The sequence below is a fragment of the Vibrio sp. KUL80 genome (assembly GCF_059725495.1).
The window spans coordinates 2761297-2784641 of record NZ_AP045841.1 but is presented as its reverse complement, the minus strand read 5'-3'; the positions used below and the strand labels follow the sequence as shown (position 1 = coordinate 2784641).

Below are 23345 nucleotides of genomic sequence, written 5' to 3'. Positions count from 1 at the left end.
TCTGTATAAAGAGCCCTAAGCTGGATCTTAGTAGTGAATTACGCTGCGGATACTTTCGCCTTTGTGCATAAGCTCGAACGCTTCGTTGATCTCATCAAGAGGCATAGTGTGAGTGATAAACTCTTGTAGCCCAAACTCACCTGCCATGTAGCGTTCAACGATCTCTGGAAGCTCACTGCGACCTTTAACGCCACCAAATGCACTACCACGCCATACGCGGCCAGTAACAAGTTGGAATGGACGAGTGGAGATCTCTTGACCTGCACCTGCAACACCAATGATGACAGACTCACCCCAACCTTTGTGGCAGCACTCTAGTGCTTGACGCATCACGTTGACGTTACCGATACACTCGAACGAGTAATCAACACCACCATCGGTCATCTCGATGATCACTTCTTGAATTGGCTTATCAAACTTCTGTGGGTTAATCACGTCTGTTGCGCCAAGTTGTTGAGCAAGCTCGAATTTGCTTTCGTTGATATCGATACCGATGATCTTGCTCGCGCCAGCCATACGTGCACCGATAATGGCAGACAGGCCAATGCCACCAAGACCGAAGATCGCGACGGTATCGCCTTTCTCAACTTTGGCTGTGTTCAGTACTGCGCCCATACCTGTCGTTACGCCGCAGCCAAGGAGACATACTTCTTCAAGTGGGGCTTCTTTGTTCACTTTAGCCAGTGAGATCTCTGGAAGAACAGTGTATTCCGAGAAGGTCGAGCAGCCCATGTAGTGGTAAATTGGCTGACCATCTTTGTAGAAGCGAGTCGTACCATCTGGCATTAGACCTTTACCTTGGGTTTCACGAACCGCCTGGCACAGGTTAGTTTTACCCGACTTACAGAATTTACATTCGCCACATTCTGCTGTGTACAGAGGGATAACATGGTCACCCACCTCAACACTCGTTACGCCTTCACCAACCATCTCAACAATACCGCCACCCTCGTGACCAAGAATACTAGGGAAGATGCCTTCTGGATCGTCACCGGAGAGGGTAAATGCATCAGTGTGGCAAACACCAGTCGCCACGATTTTCACCAGTACTTCACCTGCCTTTGGCAGCATGACGTCGACTTCTTCCATTTTTAGTGGTTGGTTTGGACCCCAAGCGACAGCTGCGCGTGATTTGATAAATTGTTCAGTCATGGTTTTTCCTTTCCTTCAAGGTCACGAATCTTTACGTAAGAACACAAACGGCTAACTCAATAAGGTTAGTTCACTTCATTCCGTTTGCATCGAATGACAAGCAGTATATTTGTTTCTTAAAAAATGATAATTACGAGAATTTGAAATACACTATTACTGATTTGTAATAGTGAGATTGGTCTATGGCGAACTGGGAAGGTATTAATGAGTTTGTTGCGGTCGTAGAGACGCAGAGTTTTACGGCTGCTGCAGAGCGACTTTCGACCTCTGTTGCCAATATCAGCCGCAGAGTCACTGCGTTAGAAGATAAGTTAGCGGTGAAGTTGTTTGTACGTACGACCAGAAAGGTCTCGGTCACAGAAGTTGGGGCAACCTACTATCAGCACTGTAAGCCACTTGTAGAAGGGCTCATGTTAGCGGAGCTCGCTATCACACAGCTGCAAGCCAGTCCTACTGGGCGGATTAAGATGACCGCGCCAGTCACCTTTGGAGAGCAGGTATTGGCTCCGCTGATGCATGAGTTTCTACTGCAGTACCCTCAGATTGAGTTGGATTTGGTGTTATCTAACCAAAAGATGGATCTGGTTCAAGAGGGTTATGATCTTGCGGTAAGGCTAGGGAAGCTTGATGACTCGAGTATGATGGCGCGCAAACTGTTGGATCGACATATGTTCGTTTGTGCAAGTCCAGACTATCTGGCCAAGCACGGTGAGCCTCATACACTTTCGGAATTAAAACGCCATCAGTGCCTTCGCGGGTCAACCAAATACTGGCGGTTTGAAGACAAAGGGGCAGAAAGACTGATTCATGTTGATGGCAGGGTGCAATGCAATAGCGGCTACGCTCTGGTTGATGCCGCACTAAAAGGATTGGGAATTGTGCAGCTTCCCGACTATTATGTGCAGCCTTATTTGGAGACGGGTGAGCTGGTGGAAGTATTAACACCATACCGTGGGGATCAAGAGGGTATCTGGGCACTCTATCCTCAAAACCGCATGCTAACGTCTAAAATAAGAACCTTGATCGACTATTTATCTGAAGCATTAAACCGGGAGCCTCATGACCGATAAGCCAACATTGCCAGCGACTACGACAGAACACGTTTTCAGCGAACAAGACTATGCCTTCATGCAACGTGCAATGGAGCTTGCCTCTCATGCAGAGCAAGAGGGAGAAGTCCCCGTCGGAGCGGTGCTTGTCAAAGATGGTGAAGTGGTCGCTGAAGGATGGAATCAGTCGATTGGTGCTCACGATGCCAGCGCGCACGCCGAAATGCAGGTGATACGCAAAGCTGGACAAGTGTTAGAAAACTATCGACTGCTTGATACCACCCTGTATGTCACCCTGGAGCCTTGCCCTATGTGCGCAGGAGCCTTGCTGCACAGCCGAGTAAAGCGGGTGGTATTTGGTGCGCCAGATTTAAAAGCAGGAGCAGCTGGCACAGTACTCAACCTATTTGAGAGTCAAGCGTCTTATCATTATGCCGATGTAGAATCAGGGCTGATGGAGCAAGAGTGCCGTCATCAGTTGCAAGCATTCTTTAAACGCCGCCGCAAAGAGATTAAAGCAGCGAAACAAGCCAAGCGTTCAGAATCAGAGTAGCACCTAGATTAAAAACAGCGCCTAGAGTTGGAATAGCATCCAGAATTGAAATAGATAGAATTTTGAAGATTGGTGTAACTAGGTGGGATATTTAGCAAACATCTGCATCGCAGATGCTTGCTGTCTTTGCTGTTGCTGCTCGCTATCTATGAAGATAGAAGCTGCATAAACGCGCGATGACGCCAAATAACTTTCTTCTTATTGTTAGCCATCTTACGTTTGCGGCGGTTTGCTGCCACCGTCTTATTAAGGTGTTTAGATTGCTTTCGTTTCCTTGCAAGCATAAAACTACCTCCTTTCACTACTGGTAAACCTCTCCGATCTAACTCTATACGCTTAATGACGTACTAGATGTCCTTATCAATGGATCGATGTCGGAGTCCAACACACACTTTTTCTACTCTTGACTAGAGCCGCTGAAAAAGTATGCACAGTTTGTGGATGGTACGGACGTACCTGCCAGATGAGAAAAGTCGAGGGATCAGGACGATCGTCTCCTCTAGTCTCAAACAGTAATGTAAGGGCTTAGTGGTCGGATTTCAAGTGTGCGAAGTGAACTAGATTTCGCACACTTGAAAGAGAGTGATAGTTAGCGACCTGTATTGCCACCAACGGCGGGTATTTCTGTAGATTGCGCGGCACTGATGGTTGCCTCTGCGCTAGAAACCGCGCCTGATACAGGTGGTAGCGGTGGAATCACGATCAAGTCTTCGGTACTGAGTTCTTCCTCAGCTTGCGCAGCGAGCTGTTTATCGACATGACCAATGATGCTTTGATAGTAACGACGAATGTTTTCCACGTAGTTGCGGGCTTCATCGCCTCGCGCGTAGCCATAGCGAGTCTGACTGTAAAACTTCTTCTGGCGCAGCAGCGGTAAACGATCTTTCACATCCGCCCACGCATCAGGATCGCCACCTTGGCGTTTTGTTAGGCGTCTTGCATCCATCATGTGGCCGAAACCAACATTGTAGGAAGCGAGGGCAAACCAGATTTTTTCGTGCTCACTGATTGAGTCAGGCACGCGATCAACAATTCGGCGTAGGTATTCCACACCACCACGCACAGACTGTTCAGGGTCGAGTCGATTGGTCACGTTAACGCTTTTGGCAGTCGGTAATGTCAGCATCATCATCCCGCGTACACCGGTTGGTGATTTTGCGACTGGATTCCAATGTGACTCTTGGTACGCCAAAGCGGCAATCAAACGCCAGTCAAACTCTTTGGAGTACTTTTTAAATAGTGGTGACCATTTAGGTAGCTTACTATCGAGCGCTCGGATAAAGGCGCGGGTATCCACATAATCAAATACGCCGATATGACCTAGATACTTTTCTTCTAGGTTTGCTAGATCCCCTGTCTGTTTAAGTTGCCCAAAGAACTCAATAAGCAAGGCATACAGGCTTTCATCTTCTGATTTACGCATGTACCAAGAGATAGGTTGATCTTCTGTCATCTCAAAGGCGAGGGCTAGGTCAGGGTAGATACGCTGTGACAGAGACAGCTCAACAGAGTCCGCCATGGTGAATTTCAGTTTACCCTCGGAGACTTGTTTCAGCAGGTCGTTGACGTCAGCATTCGCGTCGATGTAATAGCGGATCTCTGGATGTTCTTCGGTCACCGTTGCCATGGTCTTTTCAAAGTGTGAGTCTTTGACAATCGCAAACACTTCTTCACCATCAGCTTGGTCGATTAACTCTTGCTGGTTGTTAAGGAGTTGCTCAAGGTTGCGCGGACGCCACTGACCTTTCTTATAGACAACCTGTTGACTGACATAGTAGTAAGCGGGCCCAGCGCGAAAGCCTTGAATGCGCTCTGGAGATTGACTAAGCCCAGCCGCAATAATATCAATCTCACCCTTTTGCAGTGCAGGGAATAGGCTCGCTTGGCGATAAGCTGGTTTCATCTCTAAACGAACGCCCAGCGTGTCTGCAAACTGTCTGGCTAATTCATAATCGAGGCCAGTAGGACCATCAGGACCGATATAGTAAGAGAGCTGATTATTGAGTGTACCTACGCGAAGTACACCGCGTTCTTTGATGTTTTCGAGTTCACTTTTAGGATCAGAATCGATTTGGCAGCCAGCCAACCCGATTGAGAAAAGGCACACAGATAGCAATTTTAACCAGCGACGATTAGGCCAGCGAGCAGCAGAAAGACTTTGCATTAATTCATAGATCTCACAACGTTAGTGCTGTCTTTATACCAAAGCTGAGGTCCTTGGCAAAGCGAGATAGCAGAAACACCCGAGAGTGGTCACTTTATCACCGATCTCTAGCGTATTTCGGCAAAACAAAAAAAAATGACGAAAACGTTTGCGCCAACGCTTACGTCACAAAAAAAAATCCTCTATAATACCGCCGCATCAAGGTAGGAGAAATCGTTATAAGTTCAGTTTTTACTATTAACTGATTGAATTTATAAGAATTTCACCTAAATCAACTGCATAAGAGACCTAAGCACATGAGAATTTTGCGTGGTTCCCCAGCTCTTTCTGAGTTTCGTGTTAACAAGCTACTAGAGCTTTGTCGTGAACTAAACCTACCAGTAACAGGTATTTACGCTGAGTTTGCCCACTTTGCCGACCTAACGGCAGACCTGGATGAGTCTGAAGTTGAAAAATTAGAGAAGTTGCTGACTTACGGTCCAACTATCGAAGAGCACGAGCCAACAGGCACACTGCTACTAGTGACACCTCGCCCTGGCACCATCTCGCCATGGTCTTCTAAATCTACGGATATTGCGAACAATTGTGGCCTAGACAAAGTGACTCGTCTAGAGCGCGGTACTGCTTACTATGTAGAGACATCAAGCGAACTGACTGAGCTTCAACTTGTTGAGCTTAAAGCAGTGATCCACGACCGCATGATGGAAGTGGTTTTCTCTGACTTCGAATCAGCGGCAGCGCTGTTCCAAGTCGCAGAGCCAGCACCAGTTGCTGATGTTGATCTACTAACAGGCGGTCGCAAAGCACTAGAAGAAGCGAACGTGACGCTTGGTCTTGCACTTGCAGAAGATGAAATTGATTACCTAGTTGAAAGCTTTGTGACTAAGCTAGAGCGCAACCCAACAGACATCGAGCTGATGATGTTTGCACAGGCGAACTCTGAGCACTGTCGTCACAAGATCTTCAACGCAGATTGGACTATCGACGGCGTTAAGCAAGACAAGTCGCTGTTCAAGATGATCAAAAACACATTCGAAACGACACCAGACCACGTTCTGTCTGCATACAAAGATAATGCAGCGGTTATGGAAGGCTCTGAAGTGGGTCGTTTCTTCCCAGATCCAAAAACACGTCAATACGGCTACAACCACGAGAAAGCGCACATCCTAATGAAGGTGGAAACACACAACCACCCAACCGCGATTTCTCCATGGCCGGGTGCATCGACAGGTAGTGGCGGTGAAATCCGTGACGAAGGCGCAACAGGTATTGGCGGTAAGCCAAAAGCAGGTCTTGTTGGTTTCACAACGTCTAACCTTCGCATTCCTGGCTTCGAACAGCCTTGGGAAACCGACTTTGGTAAGCCAGGCCGTATCGTTAACGCCCTAGATATCATGCTAGAAGGTCCACTAGGCGGCGCGGCGTTCAATAACGAATTTGGTCGTCCAAACCTGCTTGGTTACTTCCGTACTTACGAAGAGAAAGTTACATCTCACGCAGGTGAAGAAGTACGTGGTTACCACAAGCCAATCATGATTGCTGGTGGTATGGGTAACATCCGTGACGAGCACGTTCAGAAGAAAGAGATCCCAGTAGGTGCAAGCCTAATCGTACTGGGTGGTCCTGCAATGAACATCGGTCTTGGTGGCGGCGCAGCGTCTTCTATGGCATCTGGTCAGTCTGCTGAAGACCTAGACTTTGCGTCAGTACAGCGTGAAAACCCAGAGATGGAACGTCGCTGTCAAGAAGTTATCGACCGCTGCTGGCAGCTAGGTGAAGACAACCCAATCGCATTTATCCACGATGTGGGCGCGGGCGGTATCTCAAACGCACTTCCTGAGCTTGTTGATGATGGTGAGCGCGGCGGTATCTTCCAGCTTCGTGACGTACCAAACGATGAGCCAGGCATGAGCCCACTTGAGATCTGGTGTAACGAATCTCAAGAACGCTATGTAATGGCGGTAGCGCCAGAGAACATGGAAGCATTCGATGCTATCTGTAAGCGTGAGCGCGCACCTTACGCAGTAGTGGGTGTGGCAACAGAAGAGCGTGAACTGAAACTTGAAGATTCACACTTCGACAACACGCCAATCGACATGCCGATGGACATCCTTCTTGGCAAAACGCCGAAGATGCACCGTGATGCGAAAACACTGAAAGTAGACAGCCCTGCGATCTCTCGCGAAGGCATTGAAATGAACGATGCGGTTGACCGCGTTCTTCGTCTACCAACAGTTGCAGAGAAAACATTCCTAATCACCATCGGTGACCGCACGGTGACAGGCCTGGTTGCTCGTGACCAGATGGTGGGTCCTTGGCAGGTTCCGGTAGCAAACTGCGCAGTAACCGCAGCGAGCTACGATACTTACCACGGTGAAGCGATGTCTATGGGTGAGCGCACACCAGTTGCTCTACTAGACTTTGGCGCGTCTGCTCGTCTAGCGGTAGGTGAGTCTCTAACTAACATCGCAGCGACAGACATTGGCGATATCAAGCGCATCAAGCTGTCAGCTAACTGGATGTCTCCAGCGGGTCACCCAGGTGAAGACGCAGGTCTTTACGAAGCGGTGAAAGCGGTAGGTGAAGAACTATGTCCAGCACTGGGTCTAACGATTCCAGTAGGTAAAGACTCAATGTCGATGAAGACCAAGTGGAACGAGAACGGTGAAGACAAAGAAGTCACGTCGCCACTTTCACTGGTAATCACTGCATTTGGCCGTGTGGAAGACGTTCGTAAGACGGTCACGCCGCAGCTTCGCACTGACAAAGGCGAGTCGTCTCTTGTTCTTGTTGACCTAGGTAACGGTAAGAACCGTCTAGGTGCAACGGCATTGGCACAGGTTTACAAGCAGCTTGGTGATAAGCCAGCAGACGTCGATAACGCAGAGCAGCTAAAAGGCTTCTTCGATGCGATGCAAACGCTAGTTCGTGATGACAAGCTTGTGGCTTACCACGATAAAGGCGATGGCGGTCTATTCGTTACGCTTGCTGAGATGGCATTTGCGGGTCATTGTGGTGTGAAAGCAGATATTGCCAGCCTAGGCGAAGATGCATTAGCAGCGCTATTTAACGAAGAGCTAGGTGCTGTTGTTCAGGTTAAGAATGACGACCTAGAAGCAGTGAAAGCAGTACTAGCGTCTAACGGCCTAGAAGCATGTTCTCACGTAATCGGCAGCGTTGAAGCGTCTGACGACTTCGTTATCACTTCTGGTGATGCGGTTGTTATTGAGCGCTCTCGTACAGAGCTACGTACTATCTGGGCGGAAACTACGCACAAGATGCAGTCTCTACGTGACAACTCTGCGTGTGCAGACCAGGAGCACGAAGCGAAGAAAGATAACTCTGACCCAGGTCTGAACGTGAAACTGAGCTTCGACGTTAAAGAAGACGTTGCAGCGCCATACATCGCGACGGGCGTTAAGCCTAAGATGGCAATTCTTCGTGAGCAGGGTGTTAACTCTCACGTTGAAATGGCAGCAGCGTTTGACCGTGCTGGCTTTGAAGCAACAGACATCCACATGAGCGACATCCTGACAGGTCAAGCGGTTCTAGAAGAGTACCAAGGTCTTGTGGCTTGTGGTGGCTTCTCTTACGGTGACGTTCTAGGTGCGGGTGAAGGTTGGGCGAAGTCTATCCTGTTCAACGACCAAGCACGTGACCAGTTCCAGAACTTCTTCCACCGTGAAGACACCTTCTCACTAGGTGTGTGTAACGGCTGTCAGATGCTATCGAACCTAAAAGAGCTGATCCCAGGAGCAGACCTATGGCCACGCTTCGTTCGTAACGAATCTGAGCGTTTTGAAGCTCGCTTTAGCTTAGTAGAAGTTCAGAAGTCTGACTCTATCTTCTTCGATGGCATGGAAGGTTCTCGTATGCCAATCGCAGTTTCTCACGGCGAAGGCCGCGTAGAGGTTCGCGACACTGACCACCTAAATGCGATTGAAGCTTCAGGTACGGTAGCAGTGCGTTACGTTGATAACAACGGTAACCCAACGCAGCAATATCCAAACAACCCGAACGGTTCACCAAACGCAATCACAGGTCTAACGACTCGTGATGGTCGTGTGACGATTATGATGCCGCACCCAGAGCGTGTATTCCGTACGGTTGCTAACTCTTGGGCGCCAGAGTCTTGGGGTGAAGACAGTGCTTGGATGCGCATGTTCCGCAACGCTCGCGTGAACGTTGGTAAGTAATCGACCAAGGCAACTGCCTCAAAGGTTACAACCCAATAGTTAATGAAGTCCTCAGTGGAAACACTGGGGACTTTTTCTTATAAAAACTCTGAGCGTCAGCGCTCGATTTGTGTTCTAATACCGCGCTGGCTTAGGGATGGCCAGCATTACATTGCTGGAATATCCCTTAACAAAGTCTTTAGGAAATACATAAATGTCTGAAAATAAAAAATTTACTTTCCGTTTAACGGAAAAGCGTAACGGCTGGTCTGCAGAGATCATTCGTCAAGTGACTTCTCGTCGCACGGTTGTGTCTAAGCGTGAGATGGGCTTTGAGAGCCAAGAGTTGGCTCAAGCGTGGGCGGAGAAAGAGCTCGCTGGTTTTATCGAAAACCAAGCAAAGCGCAATGAGCGTAAAGCGGAAGCACGCGCAGCGAAAGCAGCAGCGGCGGCAGCAGAAAACGAAGAGTAATCTCGTTCGCTCTGATGGTGGTTCCTAGGGTAAACCCTAGGAACGCATTATCGATTCAATACTACCGACTTACCTGAGCGTTTAGTTGCTCGACCAACCCATCCTCTAACCCAAGCTGGGTTGCCAACTCTTTCAAATACGCCTTTTCCATAAAATTCTGCTCATCGGCGACTAACAGGCTTGCTAAATAGATTTCCGTTGCGTGCTCTGGTGATACCGCAAGTCGAGCAATTTCGGCCGGATCAAGTGGCTTAGCTATCTCAGCTTGAATCAATTGCTGAACAGAATTATCGGCATCAATTTGTGTTAATGCTTGTTCAATCTTTGCCATTTCTTGTTCATCAATATGACCATCGGCTTTAGCCGCTGCAATCATGGCTTTGAGCACAGATTCATCATGTTGACTAGATTGAGAAAAGCCTGCTGGTGACGACAATGTTGGATCGGAGCCCGAGGGCTGGTTGCTATCTTTGTTGTAGTCGTTATAGAGCTTGTATGCGAGTGCGCCAAGGGCGGCAGCACCACCGACTCCAAGGGCAGTTTTACCCATCTTTTTTGTTTTCTTAGAGCCCATCAGCATACCAAGCAATCCACCACCCACGGCGCCAGCACCGAAAGCACCAAGTGTTTTCTTGTCACCTAATGTCTGACCGATACTTGACGATGATTGGCTCGCTTTCTGCGTGGCTTGACTGACTATATCGGAACTAAGGGCTTGATTAAGTAAGGCTTTTAAGTTCATTTCTTTCTCCTCGGTCCTATCGGGCTACTCGGGTATAGCGTCATAGTAAGAGAGTGAAGATGAACAGAATATGAAGAAGAGTGGGGCGAATAGCACCTTTATTAGGTGCTATTCAGATTGGATTGACCAAGAGAGTCTCAAAAGATACTCATGTGAGTCCCTTATAGAGCCTCAACCAATTCATTATGCCCTTTGCTTGGCGTGTTGAAATCAGTGATGTTGACACTCTGAGCACCAATGACACCGAATGTGCGAGGATCGGTCTTATTATACAGACCGTAGCACTTCACATCTGCTGCGTCGGCTAAGTGCAGAGGACCGGTATCACAGCAAATAAAGCCATCAGTATTTTTCAGAAAACTAGCCAAGATACGCATGTTTTTATTTGAGTAAGTGGCATAGTCTGGCTTCAGAGGCGATGTGATATCTGGGCTAAGGATCTCTACCCATTTAATTGGGCGTTCCGATTCTTGCTCAAACTTATTTAGAATGTCTGTCCATTCGGCATTGGAAAGCTGCTTGGCACCGCGGGCACCACGGAAAAACGCACAAACTCTATCTTCACCGGAATACAACCCCGCCATTGCGTCTTGCCCTGCTGTAATTTCTTCTTGGCTAAGCTCAATCTGATGAGCAAGTGGCAAGATAAGCGTATTGCCGAGCGCCTTGATGAGGTACAAGCTTGTCAGCGCGGTATGGTGAAGGTCATCGTCTTTTTGGAAGGTATGAGTAAAGGCAACATCACTTCCAAGGTGATGCTCGGCGATTTTGTTTTTACCTGCCAACACCGAAACAAGAACTGCATCACCCGTTGAGCGATAGGGCGCAACAATTAGGTCGTAGTCGTTTTTTCTCAATGTGAATACCGACTTTAAACAGCTGACGATTTCTTTAAATGAGAAGTGAGAATAGACAATCTCATCAACGCCCATATTGGCAAAAACCTCGCCTTGCCAAGGTTGATTCAGCATCAGAGTGAGCTTTGCATCTGGGTACTGGGCGCGCATTTGACGCACAAATGGTATCAGGAAGTACATGTTACCGATGCGCTTATTGTTGCGAACAATCAGAATCGATTTCACATCCGGCTTTTCGACTAAGGCTTCTTGGCTTAGGCGGTTATTGTTGATCAATCGATAAAGCGTTGGTTCGAGGTTTGACATCCAGCCACGACGCCAATGATCGAACTGTCTTAAGCGAGTTTTTAAAGCTTTCATTCTGAAATAGGTCTGATATGAGAAAATTGACAATAAAATTGCAGAAAGAATATCGCTTATGAGTGGTTTTGTCAGCATTTTTCATGCCGTTGTATGGCTTATGTATATAGGTGTAATTAAGTGTATTTATAGGTTTTTCGAGCGCGGATGGATTCTTTGTAAATGCACGAGTGAATTTAACGGTTATAAGTGAGATGAATGAGGAAGGGGAAACAGTACGTAGAGTTTCTGTAGTAAAAGAAAGAGGCCGCAAAGCGGCCTCTTAAACTAGCGAGATAAAGCGCGTAGGTATTAAGCTAATTGAGCCTTAACATGTGCGACGATGTCTTCGATAGCCACTGGCGTTTTGTCACCAGTACGGCGGTTCTTGTATTCGAAGTTACCTTCGTCCATGCTGCGGTCACCAATAACCACAGTATGAGGAACACCAACAAGTTCCATATCAGAGAACATCACACCTGGACGCTCTTTACGATCGTCAAATAGCACTTCGATACCCGCTGCAGTCAGTTCTGCGTATAGCTTCTCTGCTGCTTCTTTAACGCGCTCAGACTTGTGCATGTTCATTGGTACGATCGCAACCTGGAATGGAGCGATAGCGTCTGGCCAGATGATGCCGTACTTATCGTTGTTCTGTTCAATAGCCGCAGCTACCACACGAGAAACACCGATACCGTAACAACCCATCTCTAGGATAACGTTCTTACCGTCAGGACCAAGCACGCCACAGTTCATCTTCTCTGAATAGTTCTTACCAAGTTGGAAGATGTGACCCACTTCGATACCACGCTTAAGCAGGATAGTACCTTGACCACATGGGCTTGGATCGCCTTCAACAACGTTGCGTAGGTCTTCTACTTTACCCAGTTCAACGTCACGACCCCAGTTGATGCCAAAGTAGTGCTTGTCATCAATGTTAGCGCCAGCGCCAAAGTCGCTCATTACTGCAACCGAGCGGTCAACGATGAATGGCAGTTCAAGACCAACAGGGCCTAGTGAACCAGGGCCTGCACCAATCGCCGCGCGAATTTCTTCTTCAGTTGCCATTTCTAGAGGAGAGGCAACTTCAGCAATTTTCTCGGCTTTGATTTCGTTAAGCTCGTGGTCACCACGGATGATAAGGCCAACAAGTGGCGCTTCGATTTCATCAGATGCCTTAACAAATAGCGTCTTAACTGTTTTCTCGATTGGTAGATCGAACTGCTCAACAAGTTCAGCAATGGTTTTCGCATTTGGCGTATCAACCATTGTCATCTCTTGAGTTGGAGCGGCAAGCTCTGCAGTAGGTGCTAATGCTTCTGCTTTTTCGATGTTTGCAGCGTAGTCAGACTCAGAAGAGAAGGCGATAAGGTCTTCACCGCTTTCTGCCAATACGTGGAACTCGTGTGAGCCGTTACCACCGATAGCACCAGTATCAGCGAGCACTGGACGGTAGTCTAGACCCATACGGTCAAACGCTTTGCAGTAAGCATCGTGCATCGCTTCGTAAGATTTCTCTAAGCCTTCTTTGTCGATGTCGAAGCTGTACGCATCCATCATAGAGAATTCACGTGCACGCATCACACCAAAGCGTGGGCGGCGCTCATCACGGAATTTAGTTTGGATTTGGTACAGATTAAGTGGTAGCTGTTTGTACGAGTTAACTTCGTTACGAACAAGGCTAGTGATCACTTCTTCTGCTGTTGGGCTAAGTACAAACGGACGCTCATGACGGTCAGTGAAGCGAAGAAGCTCATCACCCATCTTTTCAGATCGGCCTGTCTCTTCCCATAGTTCAAACGGCTGCACTACGGGCATCAAAGTCTCAACTGCACCTGCATTATCGATCTCTTGGCGAACGATGTTTTCGACTTTACGCAGAACACGTAGACCCGTAGGTAGCCAAGTGTATAGACCTGAAGCTAGCTTACGAATCATACCTGCACGCAGCATGAGCTGGTGACTTACAACTTCTGCGTCGTTTGGTGTCTCCTTCAGAGTAGAAAGAAGATAGTTACTGGTACGCATTTATGGGTATCCGTTCATCATGTTGATAGTAAATCTGGGCAGAGATGCCCAAATTGAGTTAAGCCGCTTATGATATCAGCCAAATGGCTTTCTACCAAATGACTTTCTACCAAATGATTTTCATCGATAAACACTCAGGATTCAGTATTCAGAGGGCTTCAATCGCGGTGACGACAATATGATCGCTCAGTGCTTTGAACTTTACGTTCCAGTCAAACAATCTCACGCCATACTCTTTGTCATCATGCTTGCCTTTTTTATAGGCAGGCCTTGGGTCTTGCGCCAGCACCTCACGGATGATTTGCTGCTTGTGTTGACCCTCTGACGTTTGTGATAAAGCCTCGAGTGCAGAGTCTGAGAATGTCACTTCGGTCGCTTCCGGCTCGGATTCCGCGTATCCCCCTTTTGCACCGGTGACGGAATCGGAGTAGGGAATGTAAGGCTTGATATCAATAATAGGGGTGCCATCGACCAAATCGACGCTGCCGACATCAATAAACACCTGCTGGCCTTTCTGTCTTACCCCTCGAAACTCAACTGCAGACATTCCGATTCCATTAGGGCGAAAGGTCGCGCGACTTGCTAGTACACCAATGCGCTCGTTGCCACCGAGACGTGGCGGTCTGACCGTTGGTTTCCAGCCTGCCTCGAGATTTTGGTCAAACAGAAATAACAGCCATAGATGCGAAAACTGTTCAAGGCCTCTAACCGCCTCTAAGCAATTTATATCGCCTTGTAAGGCAATGGAAGCGGTGGCACTTGGCACCAATCTGGGCTGTCTTGGTACGGCAAACTTCTCTTTATAGGGAGAGTGGATAGTGCCAATCGGGTGCAGAGAGTAGCTCATTTACTGAGTCCTAGTTCACATTATTCAATATTCATCATTTCAGAAGCGACGTTTTTTTTCAATTGATGATCGATTGAGGTTTTTTTAGCCCTAATTGGTTGTGAACTGGTAAAAAAGATGAATATGTCACAAGAATGTTATAGGTTATTTTATATTTAGATCAATATAAGTCATTGTATAGTTGCTAACACAATGGGTGAAAATTGTGCAAGATTTACAATTGGCAACATTTTTGGCTTTTATTATTGAGCTGGCTCACGTACCCTGCGCCTGCTTTTTACAAAGTTGTCAGAACTAAGACCGATGAGTGTCATCTGCATTACAAGACTTTGTTAACAGCTAGGACAATATAAAAAAGGAGGGGACAGATGAGTTCATCTGCCACATTGAAACACAACAAGCCAAAAAAGCCTCTATTTACCCGTTTTCTTGACGGTGTTGAGTACTTGGGGAACCTATTACCCCACCCAATCACATTATTTGCGATTTTCTGTCTAGCTATTCTTGTCATGTCTGGCATCGCTGGATACTTCGATGTTGCTGTTGCTGATCCTCGCCCTGAAGGTGCAGCCGGCCGTGCCGCGAACGGTATGATCGAAGTAGTGAGTCTTCTTAATGCTGAAGGCTTACAGTTAATTGTTACCAACCTAGTGACAAACTTTACTGGTTTTGCACCGCTTGGCACGGTATTGGTTGCCATGCTTGGTGTCGCGATCGCTGAGCACTCAGGTATGCTTTCAGCGGCGATGCGTGGTCTGGTTATGGGCGCGTCTAAGCGCATGGTAACAGTGACAGTCGTATTCGCTGGTATCATTTCTAACACAGCTTCAGAGCTAGGTTACGTCGTACTTATTCCGTTGGCAGCGATGCTGTTCCACTCTTTAGGACGTCACCCTCTAGCAGGTCTTGCTGCTGCGTTTGCTGGTGTATCTGGTGGTTACTCTGCAAACCTACTTATCGGTACGGTTGACCCACTGCTTTCAGGTATCACTGAAACAGCGGCGCAAATGATCGACCCAACGTACACAGTAGGCCCAGAGTCAAACTGGTACTTCATGTTCATTTCGACGTTCTTCATTGCGATTACCGGTGCATTCGTAACTGAGAAAATCGTTGAGCCAAAACTTGGCAAATACAACGATGAAGAAGCAGCTGAAGACCTGTCGAACGACAGCATGGGTTCTCTGACTGCGGTTGAGAAGAAAGGCCTGAAAATGGCGGGTATTGCGGTTCTACTAGTGAGCGCAATTATCGCATCAACAGTTGTTCCAGAGAACGGCGTTCTACGTACTGCTGACGGTCAAGTTGCGGGCTCTCCATTCCTTAAGAGTATCGTAGCCTTCATCTTTGTATTCTTTGCAATCCCTGGCTTTGTTTACGGTAAAGTAACGGGTTCAATGAAGAATGACCGCGATGTGATTGATGCAATGTCGAAGTCTATGTCTTCGATGGGCATGTACATTGTGCTGGTGTTCTTCGCAGCTCAATTTGTTGCCTTCTTTAAGTGGACTAACTTCGGTCAAGTATTCGCAGTAGCGGGTGCAGACTTCCTACAGACTATCGGCCTGACTGGTCCTGCACTGTTCTTCGCATTTATCCTAATGTGTGGCTTCATCAACCTGATGATTGGCTCTGCATCGGCACAGTGGGCGGTAACCGCACCTATCTTCGTGCCAATGCTGATGCTAGTGGGTTACGCTCCTGAGACCATTCAGGCGGCTTACCGTATCGGTGACTCAACCACGAACATCATCACACCAATGATGAGCTACTTCGGTCTTATCCTTGCGGTAGCGACCCGTTACATGAAGAACCTAGGTATCGGTACGCTAATCGCGACTATGCTGCCTTACTCAATCTGTTTTATCGTAGGTTGGAGTATTCTGTTCTATGTATGGGTATTCCTGTTTGGTCTTCCAGTAGGCCCAGGTGCTGCGACGTACTACGTTCCATAACGCCAGTACGCCTAAGATTTTATCTCAATTATTGATATGAAAAATGCTCCCAAATGGGAGCATTCAGACTGCTGACAAAGGTCTAGCTTTCGAGCCAGACCTTTGATCTAATAGGAGTATCGAAATATGGATACTCCGATATGCTTCAAGAACCTTCTCCTCAGCAATACGAACTTGAAATGGTCACTATGGAACAGCTTGTTCCACAAAATCATCTCGTACGAAAAATTGATAATGCCATCGACTTTGAATTCATCAGAGACGAAGTGGCACATCTATACTGCAAAGATAACGGCCGCCCGCCCGTAGACCCTGTTCGTTTATTCAAAATCATTCTGCTTGGCTACCTATTCGGCATCAAAAGTGAGCGCCAACTGGTCAAAGAAATTGAAGTGAACGTCGCCTATCGTTGGTTCTTGCGAATGTCACTGACCGAAAAAGTTATCCATGCTTCGACGTTAAGCCAGAACCGAATTCGACGCTTCAATGGTACTGAAGTCTTTGAGCGCATCTTCAATAACATAGTGCTTCAAGCGATGGAGAAAGGCTTAGTCGCAGGACAGGAGCTCTTCACTGACAGTACACACCTTAAAGCCAATGCTAACAAGAACAAGCACATGAATCGTCTGCGCCCAGTTAGTGCAGGCGCTTATCTTGATATGCTGAATGAAGATGTGGCCGCAGACCGAGAAGCCGAAGGTAAAAATCCATTCAAGGAGACGCCACCAAAGACAGACGTCAAAAACACCAAAGTCAGCACCACCGACCCTGAAAGTGGCTTCATGACCCGGGACAATAAGCCTCAAGGCTTCTTCTATCTTGACCACCGAACCGTGGATGGCAAGCACGGTATAATCATAGACACATACGCAACACCGGGGAATGTGAATGACTCACAGCCCTATATCCGTCGTCTCGACCACACGCTAGAGCAGTTCAACCTCAACCCCATCGCAGTTGGTATCGATGCAGGTTACTTCACAGCGCCTGTTGCTGAATCACTCGAGCGCCGCAGTCTATTAGGTGTGTTCGGGTATCGCCGCCCATCAAGAACTAAGAACAAATTTAAGAAGAAAGACTTCAAATACCAAAAAGAGACCGATACCTATCGCTGTCCAGAAGGGCAGGAGCTCGTCTATAAAACCACAACACGCGCAGGCTATCGCTCATACGCTTCCGACCCGAAGCAATGTGCGTTTTGCCCCGTTCGGGACGACTGCACCAAGAGTGAAAACATGCAGAAGGTCATAACGCGTCACCTCTACAGCGAGGCGGTGGAGCGAGCCAATCAAATGCGACTCTCTTGCTACGGAAAAAAGACGTATCGGAGGCGAAGTGAAACGGTAGAACGAAGCTTCGCCGATGCAAAACAACACCATGGTCACCGTTACGCGCGCTACCGTGGTCTCGCAAAAAGTGCAGATGCAATGTTGGTTAGCCGCTGCCGCTCAAAACATCAAGAAGATAGCGTTGGTGGTGAGCTATCTGCGAAAAATGGGCTTAAATAGGGCAGAAATACGTCAAATACTGGCCTCTGTATGCCGGTTTAGGCTCAACTCACTTCAGAGCGCTATCTAACAAAAAATATCGCGATCGCGGCCTATGGCCGCTCAGAAAAAGAACCCCGCTTGAAAAGCGGGGTTCGTCAGCAATCTGAATGCTCCCAAATGGGAGCATTTTTTTTGAGTTGGGAATGGTCGCTATTTGAGTTTTTCTAAGTCTGCTTCAATTTCAGCAATCTTACTCGACACGACTTTCTCTAGATGACGTAAATCGGAAAGAATCTTCTGTTTGACGTCGACTTCTGTTGCTTCGATAGGTTTGGTCAGACGGTTTAGTTCATCTATGACTAGGGTAAGGTTACGGTTAATTTCAGTGACTTCTTTGTAATTTTGGCTACTGCTATTGGTGCGAACGCTTTTAACTTGCCTTGGATATTTGAATTTGACACTTTTCGCAAACAGCTCACCTTTTTGCTTACGAAAGTAGATTTTCAACACATCCTTATGCGCTTCTTGACGTAGGGAATAACGCTCGATTTGTTTAGGATCTTGGATGCCTAACCCTGTGAGGTTTGGGTACATAGATGACCTCTTTGGTTGTGTGTTTCTTTACAACTGTAGCAGGCAATGTAAGGGGTAGATAGCTGATTTGAGGACAGTTTAGGGATAATTGTGGAGGAGATCGCCTAAATAGCGTTCTCCTTTATGGTAACTAGCTAGAGGTGGTAAATAACCTGAATTTATCCACTGTATATTAATGGTTAGCTAGTGATTTGCTCTGAAATATTCTCCTGCAGTTTTTGCTTCAACACTGCTTGTTCGTCTTCAGTTAAACGGCCACCGTTTTCACCCGTTAAGATAAACAGATCTTCCGCTCGTTCACCAATCGTGGTGATTTTAGCGGCATGAATACTAAGGTTCAGCTGAGCGAACGTTGCACCCACTTTCGCGAGTAGACCTGGCGCGTCAAGGGCAACGAGTTCCATGAGGGTGCGTTTCTTGCTCTTGGTTGGCAAGAAATCAACTTGAGTCTTGACGTTAAAGTGCTTGAGGTTACGCGGCGCTCGCCTTGTCTTAATCTTGGTTGGTCGTCCATCTTGTAGAACGTGGACTAAGTGCTTGATAACGGCAGGGTGACGACTTGCATCTATCGCATCACCATGCTGATCCAGCACCATAAAGGTATCCAGCACATAACCATCTTTGCTGGTCATGATCTGTGCATCATGAACGTTAAAGTTTCGTCTATCCAGCTCAGCGACCACAGTTGCGAATAGGGCGGGTTGGTCCTTGCTATAGACGAAGACTTCTGTGCCACCACGAGTGGCATTTTTACTCATGAGTACCAGTGGCTTGGTAGGATCGTCAAGATTGAGGATATGTTCGCTATGCCATGCTATCTGCTTATGGGTGTGGCGCAGGAAGTAATCGGCTTTAAAGCGCTGCCACAGTACTTCGATTTCACGCGCCGCAAACCCTTGTTTACGAAGCAGGGCTGAGGCGAGCTGTTGGTTATGACGAATACGGTCACGCACGTCAACAGGGTTCTCGAGACCTCGTCGCAGGACTCGCTGAGTTGAATAGAATAGCTCGGCTAGTAGCGTACGTTTCCAACTGTTCCAAAGCTCAGGGTTGGTTGCACAGATATCGGCTACGGTGAGGCAGACAAGGTACTCGAGGTACTCTTCATCACGAACTTTTTTAGCAAACTCAATAATGACATCTGGGTCATAGATATCACGGCGCTGAGCTGTCACCGACATGAGTAGGTGGTTCTGTACCAACCAAGAAACGAGCTTCGCTTCTGGTTTTGATAAGCCATGTTCCATACAGAAGTCGTAAGCTTCAGTTGCTCCGATTTCAGAGTGGTCTCCACCACGCCCTTTACCGATATCATGGAAGATAGCGGCTAAGATCAGCAGCTCCTTCTTCTGCATTCGAGGGTACACCTCACAACAAATAGGGTGCTTGCTGTAGCTTTCTTCTAGGCTGTAGGTGTGAATATGGTTGAGAAGGCGCACACTGTGCTCATCAACCGTATAAACATGGAACAGGTCGAATTGCATCTGACCAACGATCTGGCTCCACTGTGGTAAGTAGGCGGCGAGTACGCCAAGTTTGTGCATCAAACGAAATGCTCGGTGAAGGGCATTTGGATGACGGACCAAATCCATGAACTTTTCTCTAGCTTCTGGGATGGTGTGCAAGAACTTGTTCAATCTGCGCCTTGCTGTGCGTAGCTGCCTCAGCGTCGCAGGGCTGACACCTTCAATGCTTGAGTCGTTAGCAATATGAATAAACATATCGAGAATGGTTTCTGGACGAGCCTGAAACAGGGCTGGCTTTCTTGCCTCGATAAGTTTGCCGCGACGTTGAAAGTCGTCATTGATGATTTCTGCTTGTTGGATTTGACCTTTATTGATGATGGCCTGGTCGAACAGTTTTAACAGCATCTTATTGAGCTCAGCGACACGCCTTAAGGTGCGATAAAACTCTTTCATCATGGTCTCGACTGCGACATTTCCTTCGCCAACAAAACCTAAGTTTTCAGCAACTTGTGCTTGATGCGCGAACATGAGTCGATTGTCGTATCGTCTTAGCTCGATGTGCAGGGCGAAACGAACTCGCCATAGAAAGTTCTGACATTCGACCAGCTCACGATATTCGGCATCGGTAAGGAAACCGAAACGGCTCATTTCATACAGGGAAGTTGCACCAAAGTGACTGCGTGCGACCCAGCTCAGCGTGTGAATGTCACGCAATCCGCCTGGCGTCGACTTGATGTCTGGCTCAAGGTTGTAAGTGGTGTCATGATACTTGGCGTGACGTGCGCGCTGCTCTTCAATCTTCGCACTGTAAAACGTCTCTGAAGGCCAAAAGCTATCTGAGTCAATTTGGGCTTTTAGCTGTGAGAAGGTATCTTCGCTACCGCAAAGAAGTCGCGCTTCTTGCAAATTGGTGGCGACGGTTAAATCTGATTTGCCGATCTCAATACATTCATCGACGGTTCTAACGGCATGACCGACTTCTAATCTAAGATCCCATAATAAGGTAATAAACTCACTAATGGTGCTCTCGAGTGCGGCGGGTATTTTTTTACGCGATACCACTAAGATGTCGATATCAGACAGAGGGTGAAGCTCGCCACGGCCATATCCACCTACCGCTACCAAAGATAGATAGGTTTGATTAGAGAGCTCTGATGCAGACCAGAGTCGACGAAGTAGCTGATCGATGTAATCAGAACGACCAAGTACCAAATCGGTGATGGGGTGGTGATTTAAAAATTCGTGCTTTTGATGGTTCGAGAACGCCTCGAGCTGTGTTTTCAACTCTTGAATGGTCAACTGATCATCATTAAGCGTTGTTGGGCTTTGAAAAGTCATGTGTGCAATCCGTGCAAGCAAAAAAAAGTCACTAACAAGGGTTATACCAAAATAGGGCGGATAAAAAAATATCCCCAGGAGTTGGGGATATTTTTAGAAACGTTCAGAGAGGAGGATTATAGGTTGTTCATATGACGAGGAATGGTCTCGTCGCTGCGCAGTGTGAGTACCTCACAACCTGTCTTAGTCACGACAATGGTGTGCTCCCACTGAGCTGAATTTTTGCCATCACCTGTGTAAACCGTCCAGTCATCCTCTGCATCGATGCTGCAGCCGAACTTACCCGCGTTGATCATAGGCTCGATAGTGAACACCATGCCTTCTTTTAGAACGCGGCGGTCGTTGTTTTTGTAGTGAACCACTTGCGGCTCTTCATGGAACTCAGAACCAATGCCGTGACCACAGAAATCTTTCACGATAGAGAACTTGTTACGTGGGTTCTTTTTGTTGTTGGCTTTGATGAACTTCTCGATCTCGGTACCGATAGCACCAACGGTAGAGCCAGGCTTAACGGTCTTCATACCTAGGTACAGCGCTTCTTGAGCTACCATAACTAATCGCTTGTCTGCAGGAGACACGTCACCAACCAGGAACATTTTCGATGTGTCACCGTGGTAGCCTTCTGGGCGAGTATCTAAAGACGCATTCTCATCATTAGGAATAATAACCGTCACGTCCACGTTTACGATGTCGCCATTTTTGAGTACTGCAGGCTTCAGCTTACCCGTCGTGCCCATTTCGTCTTTTTCAGCTGGGATGCCGTGACAAACGATATGATTGATAGAAGTACAGATTGATTTAGGGTAACCGTGGTAATCAAGCGGCGCAGAATACGCACCTTTCTCACGAGTGTACTCAGCACAAATTCTATCTAGCTCCTCAGTCGTGACCCCTTCTTTTACATGAGGTTCGATCATTTCTAAAAGCTCTGCTGCAAGCTTACCTGCGATTCGCATTCTTTCGATTTCAGCTTCAGTTTTGATTTTGATAGACATCTGTGTTCTCTGTATTTTAAATTGACGCGTTATTCTATCAGTGGCGAGATTAAGCGCAACAAGAATAACTCTCACTTCCCTGTTGATACGTTACTCAGTGTAGTTTGGGTTTGCTAAGAGTTCACCTATTGAATCGCTGTCACTTTGTACATTTCTTGCGATTTTTCTGGAAATCGACCCCTTAAATATGGTATAAAGCGCGCCGATGACAGGACTTAGTCTCTTCACTCTTTTTAGAAAGGGCGGCGAGTTAGGTTGTGCATCAACATACTTTAATTTAAATCCACACACATTTCGTCACATGTTCCGGGGTGCTTGAGTAATCATTCATACCAAGTCGGAACCATGGGAAATGTGGAGGCCTAACCCCATAGAGGAATTTAAAATGGCAACTGTATCAATGCGCGATATGCTTAAAGCTGGTGTTCACTTCGGTCACCAGACTCGTTACTGGAACCCAAAAATGAAGCCATTCATCTTTGGTGCTCGTAACCGCGTACACATCATCAACCTAGAAAAAACTGTACCAATGTTCAACGATGCACTAGCTGAGCTAGCTAAAATCGGTGAGAAGAAAGGTAAAGTTCTTTTCGTTGGTACTAAGCGCGCTGCATCTGAAGCTGTTAAAGAAGCTGCAATCAACGCTGACCAGTTCTACGTGAACAACCGTTGGTTGGGCGGTATGCTAACGAACTACAAAACTGTTCGTCAGTCTATCAAGCGTCTAAAAGATTTCGAAGCACAAGCTCAAGACGGTACTTTCGAGAAACTAACTAAGAAAGAAGCTCTAATGCGCACTCGCGAAATGGAGAAGCTAGAGAAGTCTCTTGGTGGTATCAAGAACATGGGCGGCCTACCAGACGCTCTATTCGTAATCGACGCTGATCACGAGCACATCGCTGTTAAAGAAGCAAACAACCTAGGTATCCCAGTATTTGCTGTTGTTGATACTAACTCTAACCCAGACGGCGTTGACTACGTTATCCCAGGTAACGACGACGCAATCCGTGCAGTACAGCTTTACCTAAACGCTGCTGCAGACGCGGTTAAAGAAGGTCGTAACAAAGATGTTGCTGCTGTAGCTGACAAAGACGGTTTCGTAGAAGAAGCTGAATAATTGCGGCTTTAG

Annotated in this window: 17 protein-coding genes; 7 read left to right on the top strand and 10 right to left on the bottom strand. The window is 47.3% G+C overall.

What is annotated here, in order from left to right; all coding sequences use genetic code 11:
- Positions 1-27: 27 nt before the first annotated feature.
- Positions 28-1152, bottom strand: coding sequence for an S-(hydroxymethyl)glutathione dehydrogenase/class III alcohol dehydrogenase (locus tag AC6I8U_RS12825; RefSeq protein ID WP_128647859.1), 1125 nt, complete (start codon positions 1150-1152; stop codon positions 28-30).
- Between the two features lie 182 nt (positions 1153-1334).
- Between AC6I8U_RS12825 and AC6I8U_RS12820 the strand changes: the two genes are divergently transcribed.
- Both AC6I8U_RS12820 and tadA read left to right on the top strand, forming a co-directional pair.
- On the top strand, positions 1335-2222 hold the full coding sequence (locus AC6I8U_RS12820; protein ID WP_234494405.1) for a LysR family transcriptional regulator: 888 nt from the start codon (positions 1335-1337) through the stop codon (positions 2220-2222).
- Positions 2212-2754 carry a tRNA adenosine(34) deaminase TadA gene (gene tadA, locus AC6I8U_RS12815; RefSeq protein WP_128647858.1) on the top strand — a complete coding sequence of 181 codons (543 nt, stop codon included), beginning with the start codon at positions 2212-2214 and terminating at the stop codon, positions 2752-2754. Before AC6I8U_RS12820 ends, tadA begins: the two co-directional genes overlap by 11 nt.
- Positions 2755-2900: 146 nt before the next feature.
- Here the strand turns inward: tadA and AC6I8U_RS12810 are convergent, their stop codons facing one another.
- Positions 2901-3038, bottom strand: a complete 138-nt coding sequence (locus AC6I8U_RS12810; protein WP_197058801.1) for a hypothetical protein — start codon at positions 3036-3038, stop codon at positions 2901-2903.
- 305 nt (positions 3039-3343) lie between these two features.
- Positions 3344-4918, bottom strand: a complete 1575-nt coding sequence (gene mltF, locus AC6I8U_RS12805; RefSeq protein WP_498017088.1) for a membrane-bound lytic murein transglycosylase MltF — start codon at positions 4916-4918, stop codon at positions 3344-3346.
- Between the two features lie 296 nt (positions 4919-5214).
- Here mltF and purL point away from each other — a divergent pair, with 296 nt between their 5' ends.
- Positions 5215-9114 (top strand): phosphoribosylformylglycinamidine synthase, encoded by a 3900-nt coding sequence (purL, locus tag AC6I8U_RS12800; protein ID WP_498017087.1) that lies wholly within the window; start codon positions 5215-5217, stop codon positions 9112-9114.
- A 193-nt stretch (positions 9115-9307) separates the two neighbouring features.
- Entirely contained in the window at positions 9308-9565 is a 258-nt protein-coding gene (locus AC6I8U_RS12795) for a DUF3622 domain-containing protein (RefSeq protein WP_042476333.1), read from the top strand.
- A gap of 61 nt (positions 9566-9626) precedes the next feature.
- On the opposite strand, the gene AC6I8U_RS12790 is transcribed toward AC6I8U_RS12795, so the two are convergent.
- From AC6I8U_RS12790 to tsaA, 4 genes are all read right to left on the bottom strand, one after another.
- Positions 9627-10307 carry a tellurite resistance TerB family protein gene (locus AC6I8U_RS12790; protein WP_498017086.1) on the bottom strand — a complete coding sequence of 227 codons (681 nt, stop codon included), beginning with the start codon at positions 10305-10307 and terminating at the stop codon, positions 9627-9629.
- Between the two features lie 161 nt (positions 10308-10468).
- On the bottom strand, positions 10469-11524 hold the full coding sequence (locus AC6I8U_RS12785; RefSeq protein ID WP_498017085.1) for a glycosyltransferase family 9 protein: 1056 nt from the start codon (positions 11522-11524) through the stop codon (positions 10469-10471).
- Between the two features lie 291 nt (positions 11525-11815).
- Complete coding sequence (locus AC6I8U_RS12780; RefSeq protein ID WP_498017084.1) at positions 11816-13531, bottom strand: proline--tRNA ligase; 1716 nt, start codon at positions 13529-13531, stop codon at positions 11816-11818.
- A gap of 148 nt (positions 13532-13679) precedes the next feature.
- Positions 13680-14378: a tRNA (N6-threonylcarbamoyladenosine(37)-N6)-methyltransferase TrmO gene (tsaA, locus tag AC6I8U_RS12775; RefSeq protein ID WP_498017083.1), complete on the bottom strand. Its 699-nt coding sequence runs from the start codon at positions 14376-14378 to the stop codon at positions 13680-13682.
- A 368-nt stretch (positions 14379-14746) separates the two neighbouring features.
- On the opposite strand from tsaA, the gene AC6I8U_RS12770 reads away from it, so the two are divergent.
- Together AC6I8U_RS12770 and AC6I8U_RS12765 are read left to right on the top strand one after the other, a co-directional pair.
- Positions 14747-16333 carry an AbgT family transporter gene (locus tag AC6I8U_RS12770; RefSeq protein WP_234494396.1) on the top strand — a complete coding sequence of 529 codons (1587 nt, stop codon included), beginning with the start codon at positions 14747-14749 and terminating at the stop codon, positions 16331-16333.
- A gap of 140 nt (positions 16334-16473) precedes the next feature.
- Positions 16474-17911, top strand: a protein-coding gene (locus tag AC6I8U_RS12765) for an IS1182 family transposase (protein WP_498017082.1) whose coding sequence is annotated in 2 segments (ribosomal slippage) — positions 16474-17745 and positions 17747-17911 — 1437 coding nt in all. Because the reading frame shifts where the segments join, the coding sequence is not laid out codon by codon here.
- Positions 17912-18033: 122 nt separating this feature from the next.
- Here AC6I8U_RS12765 and AC6I8U_RS12760 read toward each other — a convergent pair.
- From AC6I8U_RS12760 to map, 3 genes are all read right to left on the bottom strand, one after another.
- The gene (locus tag AC6I8U_RS12760) at positions 18034-18417 is read right to left on the bottom strand and encodes a DUF3461 family protein (protein ID WP_234494395.1); all 384 of its coding nucleotides are present in this window, start codon (positions 18415-18417) and stop codon (positions 18034-18036) included.
- A gap of 179 nt (positions 18418-18596) precedes the next feature.
- The gene (gene glnD, locus AC6I8U_RS12755; RefSeq protein WP_498017081.1) at positions 18597-21221 is read right to left on the bottom strand and encodes a bifunctional uridylyltransferase/uridylyl-removing protein GlnD; all 2625 of its coding nucleotides are present in this window, start codon (positions 21219-21221) and stop codon (positions 18597-18599) included.
- A gap of 116 nt (positions 21222-21337) precedes the next feature.
- A complete protein-coding gene (gene map / locus AC6I8U_RS12750) occupies positions 21338-22216 on the bottom strand; it encodes a type I methionyl aminopeptidase (RefSeq protein ID WP_128647855.1) in 879 nt (292 codons plus the stop codon).
- 385 nt (positions 22217-22601) lie between these two features.
- Between map and rpsB the strand changes: the two genes are divergently transcribed.
- Positions 22602-23333, top strand: coding sequence for a 30S ribosomal protein S2 (gene rpsB / locus AC6I8U_RS12745; RefSeq protein ID WP_006072474.1), 732 nt, complete (start codon positions 22602-22604; stop codon positions 23331-23333).
- The last annotated feature ends 12 nt before the right edge of the window (positions 23334-23345 follow it).